Source organism: Vibrio sp. 10N.222.55.C7 (assembly GCF_041473335.1).
Classification (GTDB): domain Bacteria; phylum Pseudomonadota; class Gammaproteobacteria; order Enterobacterales; family Vibrionaceae; genus Vibrio; species Vibrio crassostreae_C.
This window is the reverse complement of record NZ_JBFRSC010000019.1, coordinates 91944-112622: the sequence shown is the minus strand read 5'-3', so window position 1 is coordinate 112622 and position 20679 is coordinate 91944. Positions and strand designations below refer to the sequence as shown.

Sequence of the window (20679 nt, the reverse complement as noted above, 5' to 3'; positions counted from 1 at the left end):
TGGTGGGGGAATTCTTCGCGCAAACGCCAGTATTATTAGTGAACTGATCACAACGGACCAACTAATGAAAAAGATACCTTTGGCTCTAACTCTTTTAAGCACTCTACTTTTTTCACAATACACTTTGGCTACTGACACTTCACCTACCACTCAAAATCCCACTTACGAACTCGATGGTAAGTCGGTATTAGGTCGCACTGAGAACGTGTACCTATCTAGCGTTCAAGGGCTAAAAGACGTTCCTTTCATTGGTAAAATTGATACCGGTGCGGAAACCACTTCTATGCATGCTGAAGACATTCATGTGAAGAGCTCTAATCCCGATTACCAAAATCTCAAAGACCAAGAGTTGATGGCGGCGTTAACCGAAGACCTGTTGAACAATTCCGATGTTGATTACGATGATTGGGATGGCAGTACCTTTGCGAAATATGAAGCTGTGGTGTCCTTCAAGGTTCAAAACCCACGCACCGGAGACATGGTATTAATCGAAGCGCCTTTAGAGCGTGTCAGCATGATACGCAGCCGCACTAGCAGCACGCCTTTACTTCGTCCTACCGTAAAAATGTCGCTCACCATTGCGGAGCAAGAATTAAAAACCGATGTTAACCTGACCGACAGAAGTCACTTCTCTGCGCCAGTATTGATCGGCAAAACCTTCCTTGCGGATAACGCGCTGGTGTTTGCAGGTTACGACTATTTACAAGAGCAAGAGAACGCAACGGTGGTTGGCCGTAAAGAGGTGGTGTCTATCTCGGGAATGGCGATGAATGCGACCTTCTCTTTAAAGAATCGCTACAGCATTTTGCATGCAAAAGACATCGACATAGACAAAAAGAACAAACAAGTGACGTTTGATATGTTCGACAACGACGGCAAGCAAAAAGAGATGACATTGCCGTTGGTTCGTATGTTAAGCGTGAGCGGTAAGAAGAGACCTTTGGTGTATGTGCCTGTTCAACTCGATGAAAACACAACTAAAGACGTTCTGGTGTACCTACGTGAGCGCTCGAGTAGTGAGTCGCAATTGAGATTTGGAACCAGCACCGCCAGCGAACTCTTCATGATCGACACCAGTGCTGAGAATATTTTATCAGAAGGTTCAGAGAACTTTAGTGATGTAGCTGAGTCTGGTGAGCCTATGATTATCTCGCCGGAAGAGGACATCACCCTAGATGACTTCCCGCTTAAGGCTGTGGCTTCTTTCACTGTCAATACACCTTTGCTGAAGGTCGACAGTTTTGAAATGACAGGTAAAGGCAAAGATGCTTCCGTTGAATTTTATCTTACGGATGTAAATGGTGAGAAGCAGAAGGTGACCAAGCCAATTATTAAGAAGCTTAAAGTCGGGGATGATACTCGCCCTGTTGTAAGTGGTGAGTTTGCGGTGTCTGGAAAAGTGCGTACGCAAGAGTTCGCCATCGACGTGCTCAATACAAATGAGAAAGAAGCGTACTTTATTTTAGGCAAGAAGATGGCAAAAGAGGGCGTTTACGTTAATACGCGTTCTGATTACCTTCTGAAAGCCGAACCACTGTTTAAAGTTGGGCATATTGAAGTAGTAGAAGTGAACGGCATGAAGTTCCCGGCCAAGCTCGACACTGGTGCGGATGTAAGCTCAATGAACGCAGTCAACATCAAACGATTTAAGAAAGATGGCCAAGACATGGTGAGCTTTACCTATCAAAACAACCAAGGCGATAAGCAAGATTTCACCAAGCCAGTGATTGATGTAATGCGTATCAAAGCCAAGAAAGGCGAGAAGGTGAACATTCGCCCTGTGGTAGAAATGAAGGTTAAGCTCGGAGACCTAGAGAAAGAGGTGAGGGTAAACCTTCAAGACCGTTCTCGCTTCGAATACAGCATGATCCTAGGTAAGAACTTCTTGAAGCACGGCGCAGTAGTGAGCAGCGATGAAGATTACTTGTTAGGTGATATGGAGTAACCCCTAAACTTATCTAAGTTCGTATCAGAACAGCTCTAAACAGCCACACATTTCAGTAATGGGATGTGTGGCTTTTTGTTGATTGTTAATTGATGATTGTTGCCGTGACAATATTTCAAGTAATCGTTTGTTTTTACTCAAGAGACAGATCGACTAGACTACAATGAAGTGGAATTCACTTTAATTTTTAAAACATCGTATTCGGCAGGCGAGTAAATCGTGCTGTCGGATCGAGAGAGAGAGCATGTCAAAAGCAGAAAAATCTTCGCGTAAGCTTAGTTTAATTATTATTTCGGTTATTTTAGTAGTGTGGCTTTACAGTTTGTGGGCCGACCGCGTCACACCAATGACGGGGATCGCCCGTGTTCACTCTTATATTGTGCGTATTGCTCCTGAAGTTTCTGGCAATATCACGTCTGTGCAAACTGAAAATAATCAGGTCGTTGAAACGAACCAAGTGTTGTTTGAAATTGATGCTCGAAACTATCAGATCAGTTTGCGTTCCGCTGAAGCGAATCTTGCTCAAGTAGGCCAAAATATTGGCGCAAGCACAGCGGCGGTTAACGTTGCACAAGCGAAAGTGACCGAGGCGGTTGCGGCTCGGGATAATTCTCGAGAGCAAGCGAGTCGAGTGAGTGAACTCGCCAGTAAAGGGCTGGTTAGCCGCTCTGAATTAGACAACGCCATAGAGAATCGTGATCGTGCTGAAGCGTCATTGAAAGCCGCAGAAGCCTCTTTGGTTCAGGCAAAACAAGCGTTAGGGCCAGAAGGGAGTGATAATCCACAAGTGTTGGCGGCGATTGCAGCCCTTGAGCAGGCTCAGCTCAACTTACAGAAAACCCAAGTGATGGCTCCTTCTCATGGCGTGGTGAGTAACCTACAACTGACGGTAGGCCAGCGAGCAACCGCAGGCTCACCTGTTTTGACCTTTGTTGATCCGCGAGAGGTGTGGATATCTGCGTTATACAGAGAAAACTCGCTAGAGCATATACAAGTCGGGCAAAGAGTTGAGATCGTATTGGATGCGTTACCGGGGCGAGTGCTATACGGCACGGTTGATAGCATTGGTTGGGGAACGGGTGGCAGCAATAGCACTGACCAAGAGACTGGCTTTTTAAATTCAGACACCAATTCTATTGCCGCGCAGCGCTACCCAGTCAATATTGTGTTTGATCATGGTGAGGTTCCAAGCAACATTCGTTTTGGTTCACAAGCCACAGTGGCTGTCATGACAGAGCAAAGTACCCCAGGTGAGTGGCTTGCTCAGCTTTGGATGAGAATTCTAAGCGTGTGGACTTATGTTTCATAGCTCAGCTAACTCCATTATTCGATTGGTGTTACTGCCGCTTTCGCTATTGTTCTACCATCAACAAAGTGGGCAGATGCTCGCTGTTTTGTCGCCCATATTTGTTGTGATGTTCATGACATTGATGCCATCCAAATCACCGATTAATTTAATATTAAAGGTGATTGTTGCATTAATCTTAATCAGCTTTGGTGTGGTGTTTTTTGGTAGTGTATTGGTCGACTCGCCAACCGGTTTTGTCCTCTATTGCTGGCTATTGCTGTTCTGGAGTTATCAGCGTAGCCATCAGAATACAAAAGATATCATCGCGACACTGACCATTATCGTGGTCATCGTGATGGTGGTGGTCAACAAGCAGATGCATCTCCCAATGGCGGGATTGCCCCTATTGTTCTTTGAAAAGCTGGTGATAGCTTTGATCGTCACTTACTTGGGGTTCTGGTTGTTCCCGGGGGATGAAGTGAATGTCCTTCCGACTGCGGCCGTTTCCGATGCGCCCACTACTGGTGACTATATCATGGTTGCATTTAAAGCGACCGCGGTTGTGGTTGTGCTGGCGATTTTGGTAGGAAATTCGGTGTCACAAACGATGTTGATTGCGATTACGCTTGGCAGTATGTTGAAAAGCCCATCGAATCACGACCACCGTACATTCAGCCGAAACAAGCTTGTCACCACTGGCGTTGGCATTCTGTTTACGTTACCTGTGATGATCATGATGGTGTCAGGCGCTCCAATCTTGGTTATTTATGGCGTGAGTTTGGTGTGTGGTTTGCAACTTGCGTGTTTTGCTATCAGGCGGCAGGCGAATCTGACGATTTATCAGCTCTTGTTTACTAATTTTACGACCTTGGCTTATCAGATCATCAGCCACCCAGGATCTGCGTCCCTCTCGGCACAAATGACACGTCTATTTGCCATTGTTTGTGCAGTCATGGTTGGCGCAGTGGTACTGGGCTTTCTCAGCAGTAATACTAATCATAGTCATACCGATCACAGTAAGTGATTAATATTTATAAGTAATAATAAGGGGATAGCTCTGCCGAGTTATCCCCTTTTCACAATATGGGTTAACGACTCAAATGCCATCAGTAAAGAGCCATTTGATGAAGTGACGTGTTACTTCAATAGTCTGACTAACAAAGCGCCCGGTTCACGCATCGGATCTTGATTGACACTGAGTACATAGCCATCAGCAGGGGCGTAATAACGTTGTTTCTCAGAACCAAAACTATCATATTGAATTGAAATCAATTGTTTTGATTGTACTGATTCACTGACCTTAACTTGAGGGAGAGCGAAACCACCGACATTGGCTCTAATGGTCACCGTTTCTTTGCCTTCAAAGCAGGCATAGTGAGGCTGATCTATCTTTGTAGAGATGATATTTTCCGAGTGCAGGATATTCATCACGCCATTCACTGAACGCTCAATGAGGTCGGGTTGTAAAACCTTTCCAGAACCAACCTCGACGGTGATAGCGGGCGTACCACTTTTATTGAGCTGCGTTTCTAAAACGCCATCATCACCTGGATCATCAAAAATACAGTCAGGATTGATCAATCGAGCCATTTTGATTGCTGCGGGGATTCGATAATCGGCAAAGACATACAAAGGATACTCTGCTCCGCGAGTTTGGGTATGCAGATCGATAGCAAGATCCGCATTATGGCTGAGTAGGTTCTGCCAAATTGAATGTGTAAAACGTTGTGAGGCATCACCGTTCGGGTTTCCAGGGAATATACGGTTAAGGTTTGCTGGGGATGCATCCGGATCCGATGAAATAAAATCTCGGCTGTGCATCAACATACCTGACACATTAATCATCGGAATAATGATGACTGTGCCGTGTATCTCCTCGTTTACGAGCTTTTGAATGACCTTCTGTGCGGTAATAACTCCATTTAATTCATCACCATGAACGCCTGCCGTTACCATTATTTTGCGAGCATTTTGACTTTGCTCACCGCGATAGACGACCACAGGTAAATGATGATTTTGACCAACACCGTTAGTTTGTGCCTCAAACCAGAAACGATGGCATCCCATCGGTAAGTCATCAACATTGAGTTGAGATATTACAGGGTGTCCATTTAGAACATCATTGGTATAAGTAGTTTTTCTCACACTAGTTTCCTTTGTCTCTGGTTCACAATCTATTCTGAGTCTGTGTTGGATGATTGTTATTGAAAGCTGTGATTAAAAATGGGCAGTAAACTGCCCATTGAGATACACGTAAATATTGAAAGGCGCTGTTATGCAAAACCCAGCAGGTGAGCCGCAACAATAATAACGCTCGACAAGCAGAATAGCAGCACGATAAAGCGCCAGCAGAATTTTGCCCAATCACCCCAGTCAATGCGGCATACACCTAGTGTTGCCATCAAAGAAGCTGATGTTGGGACGATGATATTGGTAAAGCCATCACCTAGTTGGAATGCTAAAACCGCGACTTGACGAGTCACACCTGCTAAATCGGCGAGTGGCGCCATTAATGGCATCGTTAGAGCTGCCTGCCCTGATCCTGACGTTACAAAGAAGTTGAAAATAGCTTGGAAGGCGAACATCAGCCAAGCAGCCATCGCTTCTGGCAATGCACTAATCACACCGCCCGCACTGCTTAAGATTGAATTCAGTACGCTTGGCTCGGTTGCATCGCTGCCGCCGCCTAAAATCAGCAAGATACCTTTAGCACTACCCACAAGAATAGCGGGCGCTAGCATCACACTTGCGCCTTCCTTAAATGAATCGGCCATGTCGTTGATGGTCATATCATTTAATCGGAAAATAACACCGATTAAGCCAGCAACAAATCCCATAGTGAAAAACTGAGAGGCAATTTCAGGAATGTACCATGCGTGAACCACTACACCCCAAATAACCCAGGTCATGCTCGCTATCACGGTGAGAATCACCAACGTATCGCCGATATTCCAACGTGATTGAGTCAAGTCTCCTTGTTGCTTCTTGAAGTAAACATCACCAGCTTTACTGTAAGATTTCGAAGGGTCTTTCTTTACCGAATTCGCATACCACATCGTAAAAGCGATGCCGAGCGCGGTGAAGAAAACCCATAGAGCGATACGCACCGATGCCCCAGATAAGACAGGTACACCAGCAATGCCTTGGGCAACAGCAACAGAAAATGGGTTCATCCAAGAAGCAGCAAAACCAATCTGAGTCGCTACGTACGTCACCATTACCGTAGTAATACCATCATAGCCAATACGTACCATTAGCGGCGCGATAATAATGGCAAAGGCGACGGCTTCTTCACCCATACCAAATACAGCCCCACCGAGCGAGAACAGTGCAAATAATACTGGAATGAAAAGCGATTGACTGCCCTTGGTTTTGTCTATGAGACGCAAGATACCGTTATCAATAGTACCTGTGCGCATCACAATGCCGAAAGCACCGCCAATCACAAGCATAAACATGATAACGCCGATTGCTGAACCCCACTTAGATCCAGACACTAAACCTTCAAATACGAAGTTCATTAAGCCGATATCACCACCGCTGGCGAATAGTCCGACAGTATTGTAAATCGGGTTGCCTTGGGGGTCGGTGTGATAGGCAAATGAAGCTGGATCTAGAACGGTACGAGTTTTCTCTGCACCATCAGAAACATAGCTGATGTCTTGTGTTTCAAACATGCCTGCAGGTATGACATATGTCATTGCTGTCGCAAGCAACGCGATAAAGAAAATTAGCACCAGAGTATCTGGCATTTTCCATGTCTTATTTTGGATGGTATTCGATGTTGTGGTTGTCGTGCTCATTGTCAGTTTTTAGCTATAATTAAGATTGGCATAAAATATCACTAATTAAGCATATAATGTCAATTTTAAGTTGGTTTTTGGCTTGTTTGGTGGTGTTATGTTCTTGTTTTTGCGTGGCATGATGGTTTTTATTTTTAACTTGTTATTGCCTGGTTTTATTTAGAGGTAAAAAGTCCTAGCTCAGGTGCTTTTTAAGCAGTGCGGTAAGTTTCATAGAGCGACTCTGGATATAAAAAACTATACCTTATGAGACTGTATCTAAGGTTGTCTCAAAAGTTTTCGCTTCTTCCTTTTTTCTTTCTTGGAGTTTGTGAGCTTTGGGATCTATACGTTGTGCTACAAGCTCTCTGAGTTCCTGTACTAGAATCCTTTCGGTTGCGAGCGTCGTAGTTGGATAGGTTCCTAAGGAAATACTAGCGCGCTTTCTTGAAGCTGGATTGGTATAAACGTACCGCCATGATTTAGTTCCATTTGGCAATACTCTGATCTGTAACCCATTCCCATCAGAAAGAACTTGCTCTTTGTCTGTTGCTCGAGTGTTTTTAACTTTAGCGTCAGTTAGAGGCGGAACTCGTCTTGGCATTTAGTTTCCCTTAGTACCCAATTTAAGTGGTGATTTGAGTATAAGGTAAATAGTTGGGTACTAAAAACGTGGGATAGTATGAAGCATCATGAGGCAGAATAGGTGGTGTTTTATAAGTAAGTACATGTAATTAAATACAAAAAAGGCCACCCGAAGGTGGCCTTTTCCAAACGTTTGGTGGAGCTGGCGGGAGTTGAACCCGCGTCCAAAAATCATTCATCATTGGTACTACATGCTTAGTCGATCTTTAATTTCACCAGCAACCTGCGAACCGACACGCTAGTTAAAGGCTAACCTGAATTATAATTCGCGCTTTTCCTCTCAGGTGGGAGAAGCCACGCTAGCTAGTTTGGGTTTGATCTCTTATTGGTCCCCGTCTTACGAGCGGAAGCTAGGGTAAGAGAGCTCTGAGCAGGTTATTAAGCTGCTAGTGCGTAGTTTTCGTCGTTTGCGACTATTTTTTTGCGGCTTTTAACGTGGCCAACCGCCCCACGGCATGCACCTCAGACTTCAAAATTCCTGTCGAATCCTAAATCAGCCCCAAGTGTTATTTGCATAGTACCAGAAAAGCTTACCCTGTCTAGCACTGTGCGTTTAAGTGCTTAAAATTAACGCAAATTACTCTTCATAATTCGTGCTTTATCTCTCGCCCAATCTTTTTCTTTCATATCAGTACGTTTATCGTGCAGCTTTTTACCTTTCGCTACGCCAACTTTAATCTTCGCCCAAGAGCGAGACCAGTAAAGTGCGGTTGCGACAAGCGTCATGCCTTCACGGTTAATACGACCGATAAGGTTGTCGAGTTCTTTTCTCGACATTAATAGTTTACGGATACGTGTTGGGTTCGCCACGATATGAGTACTCGCTTGAGTTAGCGGAGTAATCGTCATACCACTGATGAATGCTTCGCCATCTCGGATGTATACGTAGCTTTCTGCGATATTGGTTTTGCCTTCACGTAGGGATTTTACTTCCCAGCCTTGTAGCTCAAGCCCCGCTTCTATCTCATCATCGATGAAATATTCGTGGCGAGCTTTCTTATTAAGCGCAATGGTATTACTACCGGCTTTTGATTTTGATTTATTCTTTGCCATAATGGCCTCATTATACGGAATGCGCCCTAGATGGGGAATCCTTTTTATTTGCGCTCTGGCCCAATACAATTAAAATTGCAGTTTGTGTTAATGTAACGCTGTCTTTAACAGGAGTCTATATGCCAAAGGTTACTCGTTCAGCATTAGTGTCTTTTAGTGCCGACCAGATGTTCAGCTTGGTCAATGATGTTGCTCGTTATCCTGAGTTTTTGCCAGGATGTTCTGGTTCTCGTGTGATCGAATCTTCAGATTCCGCGATGGTGGCTTCGGTTGATGTCTCTAAAGCTGGTATCAGTAAAACATTCACTACGTCGAATCGAATGGCGGATGGTGCTGAAATTTTAATGGAGCTGGTAGATGGCCCGTTTAAGAAGCTGGAGGGGGGCTGGTATTTCACTCCTCTAGACGACCAAGCATGTAAGGTTGAACTTAAACTAGAGTTTGAATTTTCTAGTCGAATGATTGAAATGGCATTTGGCAAGATTTTCAATGAACTGACAAGCAATATGGTCAGTGCTTTTACTCAACGAGCGAAACAGGTTTACTAAGCCATGACTATTGAATCAGATATGATCCACGTAGAAGTTGTGTTTGCGCTTCCGCACGAACAGCGTGTGTTTACCTTGGTGGTGAACAAAAACGCGACCGTTGAAGAGATTATTGCGCAGTCTGGTGTTTTAGAGTTGTATCCAGAAATCGACTTGGCGAAAAATAAAGTTGGCGTATACAGCCGCAACGTTAAGTTAGATGCAACCGTTCGAGATAAAGATCGTATCGAAATTTATCGAGCACTGTTAGCCGATCCAAAAGAAATTCGCCGTAAGCGTGCTGAACAAGCAAAAGCGGCCGCAGCTAAATCGTAATGCTAAACAAGTTTGACTAAGAAGAGAGCTCGCTATATTGGCGAGCTTTTTTGTGCCTGTTGGTTAGACAACGCAGCTAATTTGTTAGCAGATATTAAAAAGCCTGCTCATGTGAGCAGGCTTTTGCGATTCTTGCTTTGTCGACGGATAGTTTTGTCGACTGATAGCTTTATCGGCCGAGAGCTTTGTTGACTGGAAAGCTAGCGAAGGCTTTCGAAGAATTCATCACTGGCTTCAAAATCACCATTGATCGTCACTAAGGTGCCCGTTGCATCAAAGTTAACAACAAGATTTTTTTGAATCGAGTCTTCATGGCCTTTTGTGTGGTGGTAAATGTAGTACCACGTATCTGGGTAGCCATTTTCGATAAGCATAGGTGAGCCCATAACGTAACGAACTTGTGTTTTTGTCATGCCAAACTTGAGCTGATCGACAGCTTCCTGTTCAACATAGTTACCCTGATTGATGTCAATTCGATAAACCAACTTCTCTAATAGAGAGCAACCGGTCAACATTGTTAGTGCAAGTGGAACTGCAACTAACCACTTTTTAATTCGCATAGTTTGAGATCTTTCTTCGCTAAAATACTGCCTGATAATAAACAAGCTCCAGCAAGAAGTAAAAAGCTCCTTGCGCTTTGAGCTTGTTATGACTGGCAATTTTGAATTAAGTTGCAAAATTGCCAAGAATTTTCGGTAAATTATCAGAAAGTTGCTGAATATGTAACCTATGCTGCGATTAATAACTCTTTTGCATTGGCAAGCGTCGATTCGGTAATCTGGCTGCCACCAAGCAGTCGAGCAAGCTCTGAAACGCGTTGTTGCTCATCAAGCGTGTGCATTTGAGTCTCGGTTTTACCTGATTTCGTGTTCTTCGCTACAAAAAGTTGTTGGTGACCGCAACCGGCAACTTGAGGTAAGTGAGTCACGCACATAACTTGTGTCGATTCGCCCAGCTTACGTAGCATTTTTCCGACAACCGCAGCGGTTGGTCCACTGATACCCACATCGACTTCATCGAAAATCAGGCTTGGTGTATCCACTTTTTGCGCTGTGATCACCTGAATCGCCAGTGAGATTCGTGATAACTCACCACCAGAGGCCACTTTCGCAATCGGCTGCATCGGTTGGCCTGGGTTGGTCGAAACAATGAAGGTCACGTTATCCATACCCAATGGAGAAGGGTGTGTGTTGGTGTTGTTCACTTCAATGGCAAACTGCGCTTTTTCCATGCTCAGTTCGTGCATGCTTTGCGTGATCAGCTTGTTGAGCTCTTTTGCGTAACGAGTTCGAGATTTATGAAGCTTCTCTGATTTAGCAACGAACGATTGGTATTGGTTTTCCACCTCGTTTGCCAGTTCTTCTAATTTTTCATCAGAGCAATCAAGCGCTTCAACTTGTTGTAGTAAGTCTTGATGGTGCTTATACAGCTCTTCAGGTAACACGTGGTGTTTACGAGACATCGACATCACTTTAGAGAAACGCTCCTCAACGTAAGCCATACGACCGGGATCAACATCAATGCTGTCTAGGTAGGTTCTTAACTCGTTGTTGGTCTCTTCGATCTGAATAATGGCTTCAGAAAGCAAGTTCGGTAACTCGGCCAATCTTTCATCTAGCTCAGCTAGCTGAATTAAGGAGTTATTGGCCGATTGCAGAATACCAAGCGCATTAACTTCTTCGCCTTCATAAATAAGCTCGATAGCTTGCTGACAGGTTGTGGCCAGTTCTCCGCTATTGGAGAGGCGCTTATGCTCTTGTTCGAGGTCTTCATATTCTTCCTCCCCAATAGACAGCTCATTTAACTCTTTGATTTGGTATTCAAGAAGTTGTTTTTGAGCTTGGTTTTGCTGGCTATTTTCACGTAACTCTTTTAAGTGGTTATCCGCTTGTCGCCAGGCTTGATAAGCATTACGTGTCGATTTCAATAGGTTCAAGTGGCCTGCGTATTGATCAAGCATGGCCATTTGGTAATCGCTTTTCATCAACTGGTGATGCGCGTGTTGACCATGGATGTTGATCAGCAGTTGTCCTAGCGATTTCAATTGCGAAAGAGGGACAGGGCTACCGTTGATGAATGCACGAGAACGACCTTCTTTTGAGATGGTTCTGCGCAGGATGCACTCACTGCCATCAAGCAATTCGTTGTCTTCTAACCAGCGGGTAGCATGCAGATTGTTCTCAAGTAAAAAAGCGGCACTGACTTCGGTTTTTTCTTCACCTTGTCGAACCATTCCTGCATCTGATCGTCCTCCAAGACATAAGCCTAAAGCGTCGATAGCGATAGATTTACCCGCACCAGTTTCCCCGGTGATTGTTGTCATGCCTTTAGATAGTTCTAGCTGTAAAGACTTAACAATAGCGAAATTATTAACACTTAAATGAGCCAGCATTTTTATTTACCTGTATAACTGAACAATACTGTATATAAGTTCAGTATATACTGTTTCTTTATACAGTAAAGTCGACAGGTGAAAATTTTTTGCGACCGTTATCAGAATTGAGGTTGTTCGTAGATCACTGAAACCGCTATAGATTCCCAACTCAGTCGTTCCTCCCTCTTGGGAGTGGAGGTATAAGGAACTGCAGAGAAGCTAGAGCCGACGGGCTTTTACTGGCAATAAAAAGGCTGACGAATGTCGTCAGCCTTTCAAATTTTCGGTTACCACTGGAGCGTTTATTCTTTTAGAACAGCTTACTCGACCAACCTAGTTTGTTACGTAGAACATGGTAGTAGTTGTAGTCTTTAGGATGGATCAACTTAAGTACATTCGGGCTTTGGTAAATGTGGATCTCATCGCCAGGAGAAACAGGCAGTGAGATTTGACCATCGCAGCTCACCTCCTGAGTTCCACGGTTATCAGGCGATACGATAAGCTTAATACGACGCTTGCCATCCACCACTAATGGGCGGCTTGAAAGGGTATGCGGGAACATTGGCACGAGTGAGATAGCATTTAGGCTTGATGACAGGATAGGGCCGCCGCCGGAAAGCGAGTAGGCGGTAGAACCTGTCGGTGTTGAGACGATTAAGCCATCAGAGCGCTGTGAGAAGGCGAAGCTATCATCGATATACACTTCGAACTCGATCATGTGCGCCACTTGTCCGGGGTGCAGTACTGCCTCATTAAGTGCCGCATTGTGGCTTTTTATCTGGCCGTGACGATGAATTTCCGTTTCAAGTAAGAAGCGCTCTTCTTCCATGAACTCGCCTTTGAGAACATCAGTCAACGCGCTCTGGAAGTTTTCAGGGTTGAGATCGGTTAGGAAACCAAGGTTGCCTCGGTTAACACCAATCACTGAAATGTCGAAACGTGACAAGATTCTAGCGGCACCGAGCATATTTCCGTCACCACCGACCACAATGGCGAGATCGGCGCGTTTACCTAATTCAATCAGGCTAGAGAAATGTTCTTTTGGGATGTCGTCTAAAATAGTGGCGAGTCTGTCATCAACAAACACTTGATAACCCTCAGCACTTAACCACTGATAGAGCTCTCTATGAGTCTGAATTGCTTGCTGATCTCGAGGTTTACCGATAATGGCGATGACTTCAAATGGCTTTTTCATAACGTTTCCAAACGAATTAGGCTTGAATCAAAATTCTTCATCCCCATAATAAAGGCAAGTTGAACGTCTATGCGAGTGTTTTATATCAATTTGGGGCGCAAACACGCCTGTCACTTGCATTGAAAACGAATTCTGGAGATATCATGAGCAACGAAGAAAACAAAGTAACCGAAGAAGAACTAGATCAGATCATTGCTGAAGCTGAGAAAGTTGAAGAAGCTGAACTGAATGAAGACGCTGCTGATGAGCAGGAAGCAAAAATCGCTCAACTGGAAGCTGCACTGCTTTCTAGCGAATCTAAAGTGAAAGAGCAGCAAGATTCTGTTCTTCGCGCGAAAGCTGAAGTTGAAAACATGCGTCGCCGTAGCGAACAAGAAATTGATAAAGCGCGTAAATTCGCTTTGAACAAGTTTGCTGAAGGTCTGCTTCCTGTAATCGACAACCTAGAGCGTGCAATGCAAGCGGCAGACGCTGAAAACGAAGTGGTTAAGCCACTGTATGAAGGTGTTGAGCTAACGCACAAAACGTTCGTAGACACAGTTGCTAAGTTTGGTCTTAAAGAGATCAACCCTGAAGGTGAAGCGTTCAACCCTGAATTCCACCAAGCGATGTCTATTCAAGAAAGCCCAGATCACGAATCAAACACGGTTATGTTTGTGATGCAAAAAGGCTACGAACTAAACGGTCGTGTGGTTCGCCCAGCGATGGTTATGGTTGCTAAGTAATGACGTATTACGTTACCAAGTGGTTGACTGGCGCATTGACTGAATTAGTAGCAGCGACAAAATAAATCACTGGTTTACGTAAAATAAAAAGAGAGGCATAGGCCTCTCTTTTTTTGTGCCTATAACTTGAGAGTCCACGTAAATAAGCATCAAAACCGCATTAAGAATGTCGTTCTTTTTATTTCATTCAGATCAGCGATTTAGAGTTTTGTGTTATGAAACTTGTTGTGAATGAGTAAATGTTTTGATGTCACATTTGTGATGTTTTTGTAAATAAACACTTTTAATTGTTATCTTTATATGTAAAATCCACTGCCATATAGCGATTTTTGTCGCATATATAACTATAAAAGTGCAAATTTTAAACACAACAAACTGGAGAAGAACGATGGATAAATCGCTCTCAAGTAAAATTTTTGTAGGCTTGTTCGCCGGTCTACTTATTGGTACTGCTATTCAGTACCTATTCAGCGGTATTGCTATTTTTGATACGTATCTACTTGGCGCTGCCGAAGGTGCTGGTGGTATGTTTGTATCACTTATCAAATTGCTTGTAGTTCCTCTTGTATACGTATCTATTGTTTGCGGTATTGTTGAGCTAAAAGATATTCGTTCATTTGGTCGTCTTGGTGGTAAAACCTTTGGTCTTTACATTATTAACACCATCATCGCGATTTCAGCAGCGCTAACGATTGGTCTTATTTTCCAACCAGGTGCAGGTGCGAACCTTGCGGGTACGGTTTCTGAGACAATTGCGCTTACAACAACTGAAACACCAGATATCTTCTCTCTTGTTGTTAATATCGTTCCTAGCAACCCTGTAGAAGCATTTGCAAGTGGAGACATGCTGCAAATCATCTTCATGGCTATTCTGACTGGTCTTGCTATCCAAGCTCTTGATTCTCGTGGTGGCCCAGCTATCAAGACATTCAAGATGGCTAACGAGATCATGATGAAGCTTATCGGCCTAGTAATGAGCCTTGCGCCATACGGTGTATTTGCTCTGATGATTCAACTAGGTGCAACACTTGATGCAAACACGTTAATGTCAGTTGCTGGCTATGTAGCGCTTGTTGTAGCGATGCTTGTGTTCTGGATCTTCTTCTTCTACCCAATGATGGTTGGTTCATTCACTGGTATTTCTCCAAAGCAGTTCCTACGTGCAACGCGTGAGCAAGTTCTATTCTCACTATCTACAGCAAGTTCGAATGCAACAATCCCAGTAACTATGCGTACTCTTACTGACAAACTAAACGTATCTAAGTCAGTAGCAGGTTTCGGTGTACCACTAGGTGCAACAATGAACATGTCTGGTGTATCTATCTACATCGCACTGGCAACTATGTTCGTAGCAAACGCATTTGGTCAGCCAATCAACACTGCTGATATCTTCACTCTAGGTCTAACTATCCTGCTTCTTTCTATCGGTGCTGGTGGTGTTCCAGGTGGCGGTGTAGTAATGGTAGGTGTTCTATTGCACCAACTAGGTCTACCACCAGAAGGTCTAGCGATTGTTGCTGCTGTTGACCGTATCTGTGACATGTTCTGTACTTCTTCAAACGTAGTGGGTGACACAGCGGTGAACACTATTGTTGCTAAATCTGAAAACGAAATTGGCGTTGAAGCTAACGAAGAAGCTGAGCTGCAAAAAGCAGAAGCTTAATTCTTAATTAAGACTCAATAACTGCGAAGCCCCGCTCAACCAGAGCGGGGCTTTTTTATTTCTGCTGTTGGGTACTTTGGGCTGTCTGCTGCTGAGTTAAAAGAGGGGGCTATGTTGGTGCGAAGTCTCATTTTTTCTTTTTACTCGCGCTGAATGGGTCATCAGTTTTCAATCTTTAATATAGATCACATATAATAATACAATATTATTATATTGTTCTGACAACCTACATTATGACGACATAAAGGAAACCCAATAATGAAGCTGTCTTACCTTAGCCTACTGACTGCCAGCCTTTTAGCCGCTCCCGCTCTTGCTTCTAATCACGATATTGGTCAACAGTTCAATCTTGACCCTGCAAAAGCACCAGCACAAAACTTCGATTTATCTAAATGGAAAATTAACTTACCGGAGCTGACGACTGAAGGGTCTAGAAAAGGTAAAACGCTGGAGATTGGTAAAAAGGAACTGTCGAATGTAGACACGCCTTACGTTCACCCTAAATGGTTCTACACGGATGCCGAGTCTGGTGCGATGGTGTTTGTGGCTCCGAATACAGCTCCAACGACGCCAAACAGTAAAAACACGCGTAGTGAGCTAAGAGCGATGCTAGCGGATAGCTACTCTGCGCCGAGCAACAACTTCGCGATTTCAAGCCATAAGAACGCGGAAGAGTTTGGCTCTATCGGTGGCCAGATGACGGCAACACTTTCTGTTGATCAGGTGAGCACCAGCGGTAACTATAAGAAAACCGGTGCATTCTCTGTGGTTATTGGTCAAATCCATGGGTCGGATAATGAACCTCTGAAAATTGTTTACCGCAAGTTGCCAGAACATGAGCATGGTTCGTTAACGTGGAACTATGAGTTAAACCCGCCGACAGAGATGAAAAACGCGAAGGATGAAAACGGAAAGAAACTTCGTAAAGACATTCGCCATGATGTATTTGGTCAATACAATCTGAAAAAAGGCAGCTCGGACCCTGCTGATGGCATCAAGCTAGGTGAAGTGTTCTCATACGATGTGAATATCAAAGATAACATCATGCACTTAACCTTTACTAAGAATCCAAACTCAGCCGATCCTATTGTGAAGACGTATGATGTTGATTTGGCTAAGGGTAAGTATCAGGGGCATGATATCGACCTTGGTTATGGACAGGACTGGATGTACTTCAAGGCGGGCGCATACAATCAATGCAACACTAAGAAGTCGAGCTCAGCCTGTGAATGGCGTGGTATGGAAGCGGGTGATTACACTCAAGCGAGCTTCTACCAGTTAGTGCTCAACCAATAATATGGCTGAATCAGTCACCATTTGAACAATATTTAACTGATTAATATCTATTTGAAAAAGACCTTCCACATGAAGGTCTTTTTTTATGGCATCTGGAATAGGGTTGAGGTTTCAATGTGGCGACAAATGCGAGAGTTTCTCAACATTGGAGCCTTAATTGGCAAGGGATCGGTCACTTTTTACCTTTATGTAAAAAGATACGGGAAAAAATAGATTTTTTTTACTTATTCCCTTGAAAACCAGTTTACAGCCCTTATCTATGGTGCATACGAAAGCAAATTACATTTGCACTTTAATTTTGTGTATTAGGGTTGATTCCCTGATTACCACCCCCACATATGTGGGTATAGCAAAAACTTAATAGAAAATATTTCGGAGATGGCCTGATGGGTAAAATCATTGGTATTGATTTAGGTACTACTAACTCTTGTGTTGCTGTTCTTGACGGCGACAAACCACGCGTAATTGAAAATGCTGAAGGCGAACGCACAACAGCATCAGTAATCGCATACACAGAAGGCGAAACGCTAGTTGGTCAACCTGCAAAACGTCAAGCTGTTACTAACCCTCAAAACACACTGTTCGCTATCAAGCGTCTAATCGGTCGTCGTTTTGAAGATGAAGAAGTTCAACGCGATATCGAAATCATGCCTTTCAACATTGTTAAGGCTGACAACGGTGATGCATGGGTTGAAGCGCAAGGCCAAAAAATGGCTGCTCCTCAAGTATCTGCTGAAGTTCTTAAGAAAATGAAGAAAACAGCTGAAGACTTCCTAGGCGAAGAAGTAACTGGCGCAGTAGTAACTGTTCCTGCTTACTTCAACGATGCTCAACGTCAAGCAACGAAAGATGCTGGCCGTATCGCTGGTCTAGATGTTAAACGTATCATCAACGAACCAACTGCTGCTGCTCTAGCTTACGGCCTAGACAAGCAAGGTGGTGATCGCACTATCGCTGTATACGACCTTGGTGGTGGTACATTCGATATCTCTATCATCGAAATCGATGAAGTAGAAGGCGAGAAGACTTTCGAAGTTCTTTCAACTAACGGTGACACTCACCTTGGTGGTGAAGATTTCGATAACCGCATGATCAACTACCTAGTAGATGAGTTCAAGAAAGAGCAAGGTATCGACCTTAAAGCTGATCCACTAGCAATGCAGCGTGTTAAAGAAGCAGCAGAAAAAGCGAAAATCGAGCTTTCTTCTACTACTCAAACTGACGTAAACCTACCTTACGTTACTGCTGATGCGACTGGTCCTAAGCACATGAACATCAAAGTGACTCGTGCGAAGCTTGAGTCTCTAGTTGAAGACCTAGTTCAACGTTCTCTTGAGCCACTAAAAGTTGCTCTAGCGGATGCTGACCTATCTGTAGGCGAAATCACTGACGTTATCCTAGTTGGTGGTCAAACTCGTATGCCTATGGTTCAAGCTAAAGTAACTGAATTCTTCGGTAAAGAGCCACGTAAAGACGTGAACCCTGACGAAGCTGTTGCAATGGGTGCTGCTGTTCAAGGTGGTGTACTAGCGGGTGACGTTAAAGACGTTCTACTACTAGACGTTACTCCTCTATCTTTCGGTATCGAAACGATGGGCGGCGTGATGACTAAGCTTATCGAGAAAAACACAACTATCCCTACTAAAGCGGATCAAGTGTTCTCTACAGCTGAAGACAACCAAAACGCAGTAACTATCCACGTTCTTCAAGGTGAGCGTAAGCAAGCGACTTACAACAAGTCTCTTGGTCAGTTCAACCTAGAAGGTATCCAACCAGCACCACGTGGCATGCCACAAATCGAAGTAACATTCGACCTAGATGCTGATGGTATCCTGAACGTATCTGCTAAAGATAAAGCAACAGGTAAAGAGCAGAAGATCACTATCCAAGCATCAGGCGGCCTGTCTGAGGAAGAGATCGAAGCAATGGTACAAGAAGCAGAAGCTAACAAAGAAGCGGACAAAAAGTTCGAAGAGCTAGTAACTGCACGTAACCAAGCTGACCAAATGATTCACGGCACTAAGAAGCAAGTAGAAGAAGCTGGTGAAGCTTTACCTGCAGACGAGAAAGCTAAAATCGAAGCGGCTATCACTGCACTAGAAGAAGTTAAGTCTGGTAACGATAAAGAAGCTATCGACGCTAAAGTTCAAGAACTTATGCAAGCAGCTCAAAAGCTAATGGAAATTGCTCAACAGAAAGCTCAAGCTGAACAAGCTGGTGCTGACGCTGGTGAACAACCTAAGCAAGACGACGATGTTGTAGACGCTGAGTTTGAAGAAGTTAAAGAAGACAAAAAATAATTTCGTCGCAGAGTAGCCTGATTTCGTTATCGGAAGTGTCCACCTACTAACGTAGGCTCCGCGCTTCCACTTAGGACTCAAGCTATCTGCTTAGAAATTTGTCTCAAAGACTTATTATTGCGGGCGTCAGAGGTAACTCTCACGCCCGTAAATTTGTATTTAGACTTGTCGATCTAGATAATAGCTTTATTCGGCATTTCAGCCGGCAGAACTTTTATCTAGATTGATACACAGACTACTGAAGTGATCATTCGGTAGTAGCAATTATTTTGGTGACCTAGAACATGTCAAAACGTGATTTTTACGAAGTATTAGGCGTAAGCCGCGATGCATCAGAGCGCGATATTAAAAAAGCGTACAAACGCTTAGCGATGAAATTCCACCCGGACCGTAACCAGGGTGATGAGACCGCAGCAGATAAGTTTAAAGAAGTAAAAGTAGCGTACGAGATCCTAACCGATTCTCAAAAGAAAGCAGCTTACGACCAATACGGTCATGCAGCCTTTGAACAAGGTGGCATGGGCGGCGGCGGTGGTTTCGGCGGCGGTGGCCAAGGTGACTTCGGCGATATCTTCGGTGACGTATTTGGCGACATCTTCGGCGGCGGTCGTCGTGGTGGCGGTCAACAGCGTGCACAACGTGGTTCAGATCTACGTTACAACATGGAACTTTCTCTAGAAGAAGCGGTTCGTGGTGTTTCTAAAGAAATCGAAGTACCAACACTTGTAGAGTGTGATACTTGTGACGGCAGCGGCGCGAAAGCGGGTTCTTCTGCACAAACGTGTGGCACTTGTCATGGCCACGGCCAAGTACAAATGCGCCAAGGTTTCTTTGCGGTTCAACAGACTTGTCCTACTTGTAACGGTAAAGGCAAGATCATCAAAGACCCATGTAACTCATGTCATGGTCAAGGTCGCAAACAGAAGACGAAAACACTTAACGTTAAGATCCCTGCTGGTGTTGATACTGGCGATCGTATTCGTCTATCTGGCGAAGGCGAAGCAGGGGAGCACGGCGCTCCAGCTGGCGACTTGTACGTACAAGTACACGTAAAAGAGCACAATATCTTTGAGCGTGACGGCAACAACCTTTACTGTGAAGTGCCAGTAAGCTTCTCTATGGCTGCTTTAGGCGGTGAAGTTGAAGTTCCAACACTAGATGGTCGTGTAAACCTTAAAGTGCCAGAAGAAACACAAACGGGCCGTATGTTCCGTATGCGTGGCAAAGGTGTGAAAGGCGTTCGTGGCGGCGGTGTGGGTGACCTAATCGTTAAACTAGTGGTTGAAACACCGGTTAAGCTAAGCTCTCGTCAAAAAGAACTACTGCGTGAATTCGAAGAAACATGTTGTGGTGAAGCGGCAAGCAAGCACAAGCCAAAGTCTGAAGGTTTCTTCAGCGGCGTGAAAAACTTCTTCGATGACCTAACTAAGTAATTGATAGTGATTTGAAACTTTTAAAGCCTGCCAGTGTGCAGGCTTTTTTGTATCTGTAGATCAAAGAAAGAAGCTCAGAGAAGAAAGAGTCTAGATTTCTCAGGTAGATTATCGAGC

At 44.2% G+C, this 20679-nt stretch carries 17 protein-coding genes and 1 other RNA gene; 10 read left to right on the top strand and 8 right to left on the bottom strand.

What is annotated here, in order from left to right; genetic code table 11:
• Positions 1 to 64: 64 nt before the first annotated feature.
• From AB4482_RS06920 to AB4482_RS06910, 3 genes are all read left to right on the top strand, one after another.
• Positions 65 to 1945, top strand: a complete 1881-nt coding sequence (locus AB4482_RS06920; protein ID WP_372180734.1) for an ATP-dependent zinc protease — start codon at positions 65 to 67, stop codon at positions 1943 to 1945.
• Positions 1946 to 2189: 244 nt separating this feature from the next.
• Positions 2190 to 3254 (top strand): HlyD family secretion protein, encoded by a 1065-nt coding sequence (locus AB4482_RS06915; RefSeq protein ID WP_017059741.1) that lies wholly within the window; start codon positions 2190 to 2192, stop codon positions 3252 to 3254.
• Complete coding sequence (locus AB4482_RS06910) at positions 3244 to 4257, top strand: multidrug DMT transporter permease (protein WP_372180733.1); 1014 nt, start codon at positions 3244 to 3246, stop codon at positions 4255 to 4257. Before AB4482_RS06915 ends, AB4482_RS06910 begins: the two co-directional genes overlap by 11 nt.
• 113 nt (positions 4258 to 4370) lie before the next feature.
• Here the strand turns inward: AB4482_RS06910 and AB4482_RS06905 are convergent, their stop codons facing one another.
• From AB4482_RS06905 to smpB, 5 genes are all read right to left on the bottom strand, one after another.
• Positions 4371 to 5378: a succinylglutamate desuccinylase/aspartoacylase family protein gene (locus AB4482_RS06905; protein WP_017059743.1), complete on the bottom strand. Its 1008-nt coding sequence runs from the start codon at positions 5376 to 5378 to the stop codon at positions 4371 to 4373.
• A 128-nt stretch (positions 5379 to 5506) separates the two neighbouring features.
• Positions 5507 to 6985, bottom strand: coding sequence for a putative basic amino acid antiporter YfcC (gene yfcC / locus AB4482_RS06900; protein ID WP_017059744.1), 1479 nt, complete (start codon positions 6983 to 6985; stop codon positions 5507 to 5509).
• Between the two features lie 295 nt (positions 6986 to 7280).
• Complete coding sequence (locus tag AB4482_RS06895) at positions 7281 to 7619, bottom strand: Arm DNA-binding domain-containing protein (protein WP_137001232.1); 339 nt, start codon at positions 7617 to 7619, stop codon at positions 7281 to 7283.
• Positions 7620 to 7794: 175 nt separating this feature from the next.
• Positions 7795 to 8161: a transfer-messenger RNA gene (ssrA, locus tag AB4482_RS06890) on the bottom strand.
• 66 nt (positions 8162 to 8227) lie between these two features.
• A complete protein-coding gene (gene smpB, locus AB4482_RS06885) occupies positions 8228 to 8713 on the bottom strand; it encodes an SsrA-binding protein SmpB (protein ID WP_004735156.1) in 486 nt (161 codons plus the stop codon).
• A 119-nt stretch (positions 8714 to 8832) separates the two neighbouring features.
• Between smpB and AB4482_RS06880 the strand changes: the two genes are divergently transcribed.
• Positions 8833 to 9261 (top strand): SRPBCC family protein, encoded by a 429-nt coding sequence (locus tag AB4482_RS06880; protein ID WP_010438915.1) that lies wholly within the window; start codon positions 8833 to 8835, stop codon positions 9259 to 9261.
• Between the two features lie 3 nt (positions 9262 to 9264).
• Positions 9265 to 9576 carry an RnfH family protein gene (locus tag AB4482_RS06875; RefSeq protein WP_010438916.1) on the top strand — a complete coding sequence of 104 codons (312 nt, stop codon included), beginning with the start codon at positions 9265 to 9267 and terminating at the stop codon, positions 9574 to 9576.
• Positions 9577 to 9776: 200 nt separating this feature from the next.
• Here AB4482_RS06875 and bamE read toward each other — a convergent pair whose 3' ends face one another.
• The 3 genes from bamE to nadK form a co-directional block, all read right to left on the bottom strand.
• Positions 9777 to 10136, bottom strand: a complete 360-nt coding sequence (gene bamE, locus AB4482_RS06870) for an outer membrane protein assembly factor BamE (protein ID WP_010438918.1) — start codon at positions 10134 to 10136, stop codon at positions 9777 to 9779.
• A gap of 167 nt (positions 10137 to 10303) precedes the next feature.
• Positions 10304 to 11968, bottom strand: coding sequence for a DNA repair protein RecN (gene recN / locus AB4482_RS06865; RefSeq protein WP_017059862.1), 1665 nt, complete (start codon positions 11966 to 11968; stop codon positions 10304 to 10306).
• A 292-nt stretch (positions 11969 to 12260) separates the two neighbouring features.
• A complete protein-coding gene (gene nadK / locus AB4482_RS06860; protein ID WP_017066747.1) occupies positions 12261 to 13145 on the bottom strand; it encodes an NAD(+) kinase in 885 nt (294 codons plus the stop codon).
• A gap of 143 nt (positions 13146 to 13288) precedes the next feature.
• Between nadK and grpE the strand changes: the two genes are divergently transcribed.
• From grpE to dnaJ, 5 genes are all read left to right on the top strand, one after another.
• The gene (grpE, locus tag AB4482_RS06855; RefSeq protein WP_102393637.1) at positions 13289 to 13870 is read left to right on the top strand and encodes a nucleotide exchange factor GrpE; all 582 of its coding nucleotides are present in this window, start codon (positions 13289 to 13291) and stop codon (positions 13868 to 13870) included.
• A gap of 388 nt (positions 13871 to 14258) precedes the next feature.
• Positions 14259 to 15533: a dicarboxylate/amino acid:cation symporter gene (locus AB4482_RS06850; RefSeq protein ID WP_372098242.1), complete on the top strand. Its 1275-nt coding sequence runs from the start codon at positions 14259 to 14261 to the stop codon at positions 15531 to 15533.
• 258 nt (positions 15534 to 15791) lie between these two features.
• Positions 15792 to 16829: a polysaccharide lyase family 7 protein gene (locus tag AB4482_RS06845; protein WP_017059866.1), complete on the top strand. Its 1038-nt coding sequence runs from the start codon at positions 15792 to 15794 to the stop codon at positions 16827 to 16829.
• 386 nt (positions 16830 to 17215) lie between these two features.
• A complete protein-coding gene (gene dnaK, locus AB4482_RS06840) occupies positions 17216 to 19129 on the top strand; it encodes a molecular chaperone DnaK (RefSeq protein ID WP_017067645.1) in 1914 nt (637 codons plus the stop codon).
• A 284-nt stretch (positions 19130 to 19413) separates the two neighbouring features.
• On the top strand, positions 19414 to 20562 hold the full coding sequence (dnaJ, locus tag AB4482_RS06835; protein ID WP_136975828.1) for a molecular chaperone DnaJ: 1149 nt from the start codon (positions 19414 to 19416) through the stop codon (positions 20560 to 20562).
• Positions 20563 to 20679 lie beyond the last annotated feature (117 nt).

Coding starts and splice junctions, on each gene's coding strand:
- AB4482_RS06920 (WP_372180734.1), top strand. CDS start 65: ATGAAAAAGATACCTTTGGCTCTAACTCTTTTAAGCACTCTACTTTTT.
- AB4482_RS06915 (WP_017059741.1), top strand. CDS start 2,190: ATGTCAAAAGCAGAAAAATCTTCGCGTAAGCTTAGTTTAATTATTATT.
- AB4482_RS06910 (WP_372180733.1), top strand. CDS start 3,244: ATGTTTCATAGCTCAGCTAACTCCATTATTCGATTGGTGTTACTGCCG.
- yfcC (WP_017059744.1), bottom strand. CDS start 6,985: ATGCCAGATACTCTGGTGCTAATTTTCTTTATCGCGTTGCTTGCGACA.
- AB4482_RS06895 (WP_137001232.1), bottom strand. CDS start 7,619: ATGCCAAGACGAGTTCCGCCTCTAACTGACGCTAAAGTTAAAAACACT.
- smpB (WP_004735156.1), bottom strand. CDS start 8,713: ATGGCAAAGAATAAATCAAAATCAAAAGCCGGTAGTAATACCATTGCG.
- AB4482_RS06880 (WP_010438915.1), top strand. CDS start 8,833: ATGCCAAAGGTTACTCGTTCAGCATTAGTGTCTTTTAGTGCCGACCAG.
- AB4482_RS06875 (WP_010438916.1), top strand. CDS start 9,265: ATGACTATTGAATCAGATATGATCCACGTAGAAGTTGTGTTTGCGCTT.
- bamE (WP_010438918.1), bottom strand. CDS start 10,136: ATGCGAATTAAAAAGTGGTTAGTTGCAGTTCCACTTGCACTAACAATG.
- recN (WP_017059862.1), bottom strand. CDS start 11,968: ATGCTGGCTCATTTAAGTGTTAATAATTTCGCTATTGTTAAGTCTTTA.
- nadK (WP_017066747.1), bottom strand. CDS start 13,145: ATGAAAAAGCCATTTGAAGTCATCGCCATTATCGGTAAACCTCGAGAT.
- grpE (WP_102393637.1), top strand. CDS start 13,289: ATGAGCAACGAAGAAAACAAAGTAACCGAAGAAGAACTAGATCAGATC.
- AB4482_RS06850 (WP_372098242.1), top strand. CDS start 14,259: ATGGATAAATCGCTCTCAAGTAAAATTTTTGTAGGCTTGTTCGCCGGT.
- AB4482_RS06845 (WP_017059866.1), top strand. CDS start 15,792: ATGAAGCTGTCTTACCTTAGCCTACTGACTGCCAGCCTTTTAGCCGCT.
- dnaK (WP_017067645.1), top strand. CDS start 17,216: ATGGGTAAAATCATTGGTATTGATTTAGGTACTACTAACTCTTGTGTT.
- dnaJ (WP_136975828.1), top strand. CDS start 19,414: ATGTCAAAACGTGATTTTTACGAAGTATTAGGCGTAAGCCGCGATGCA.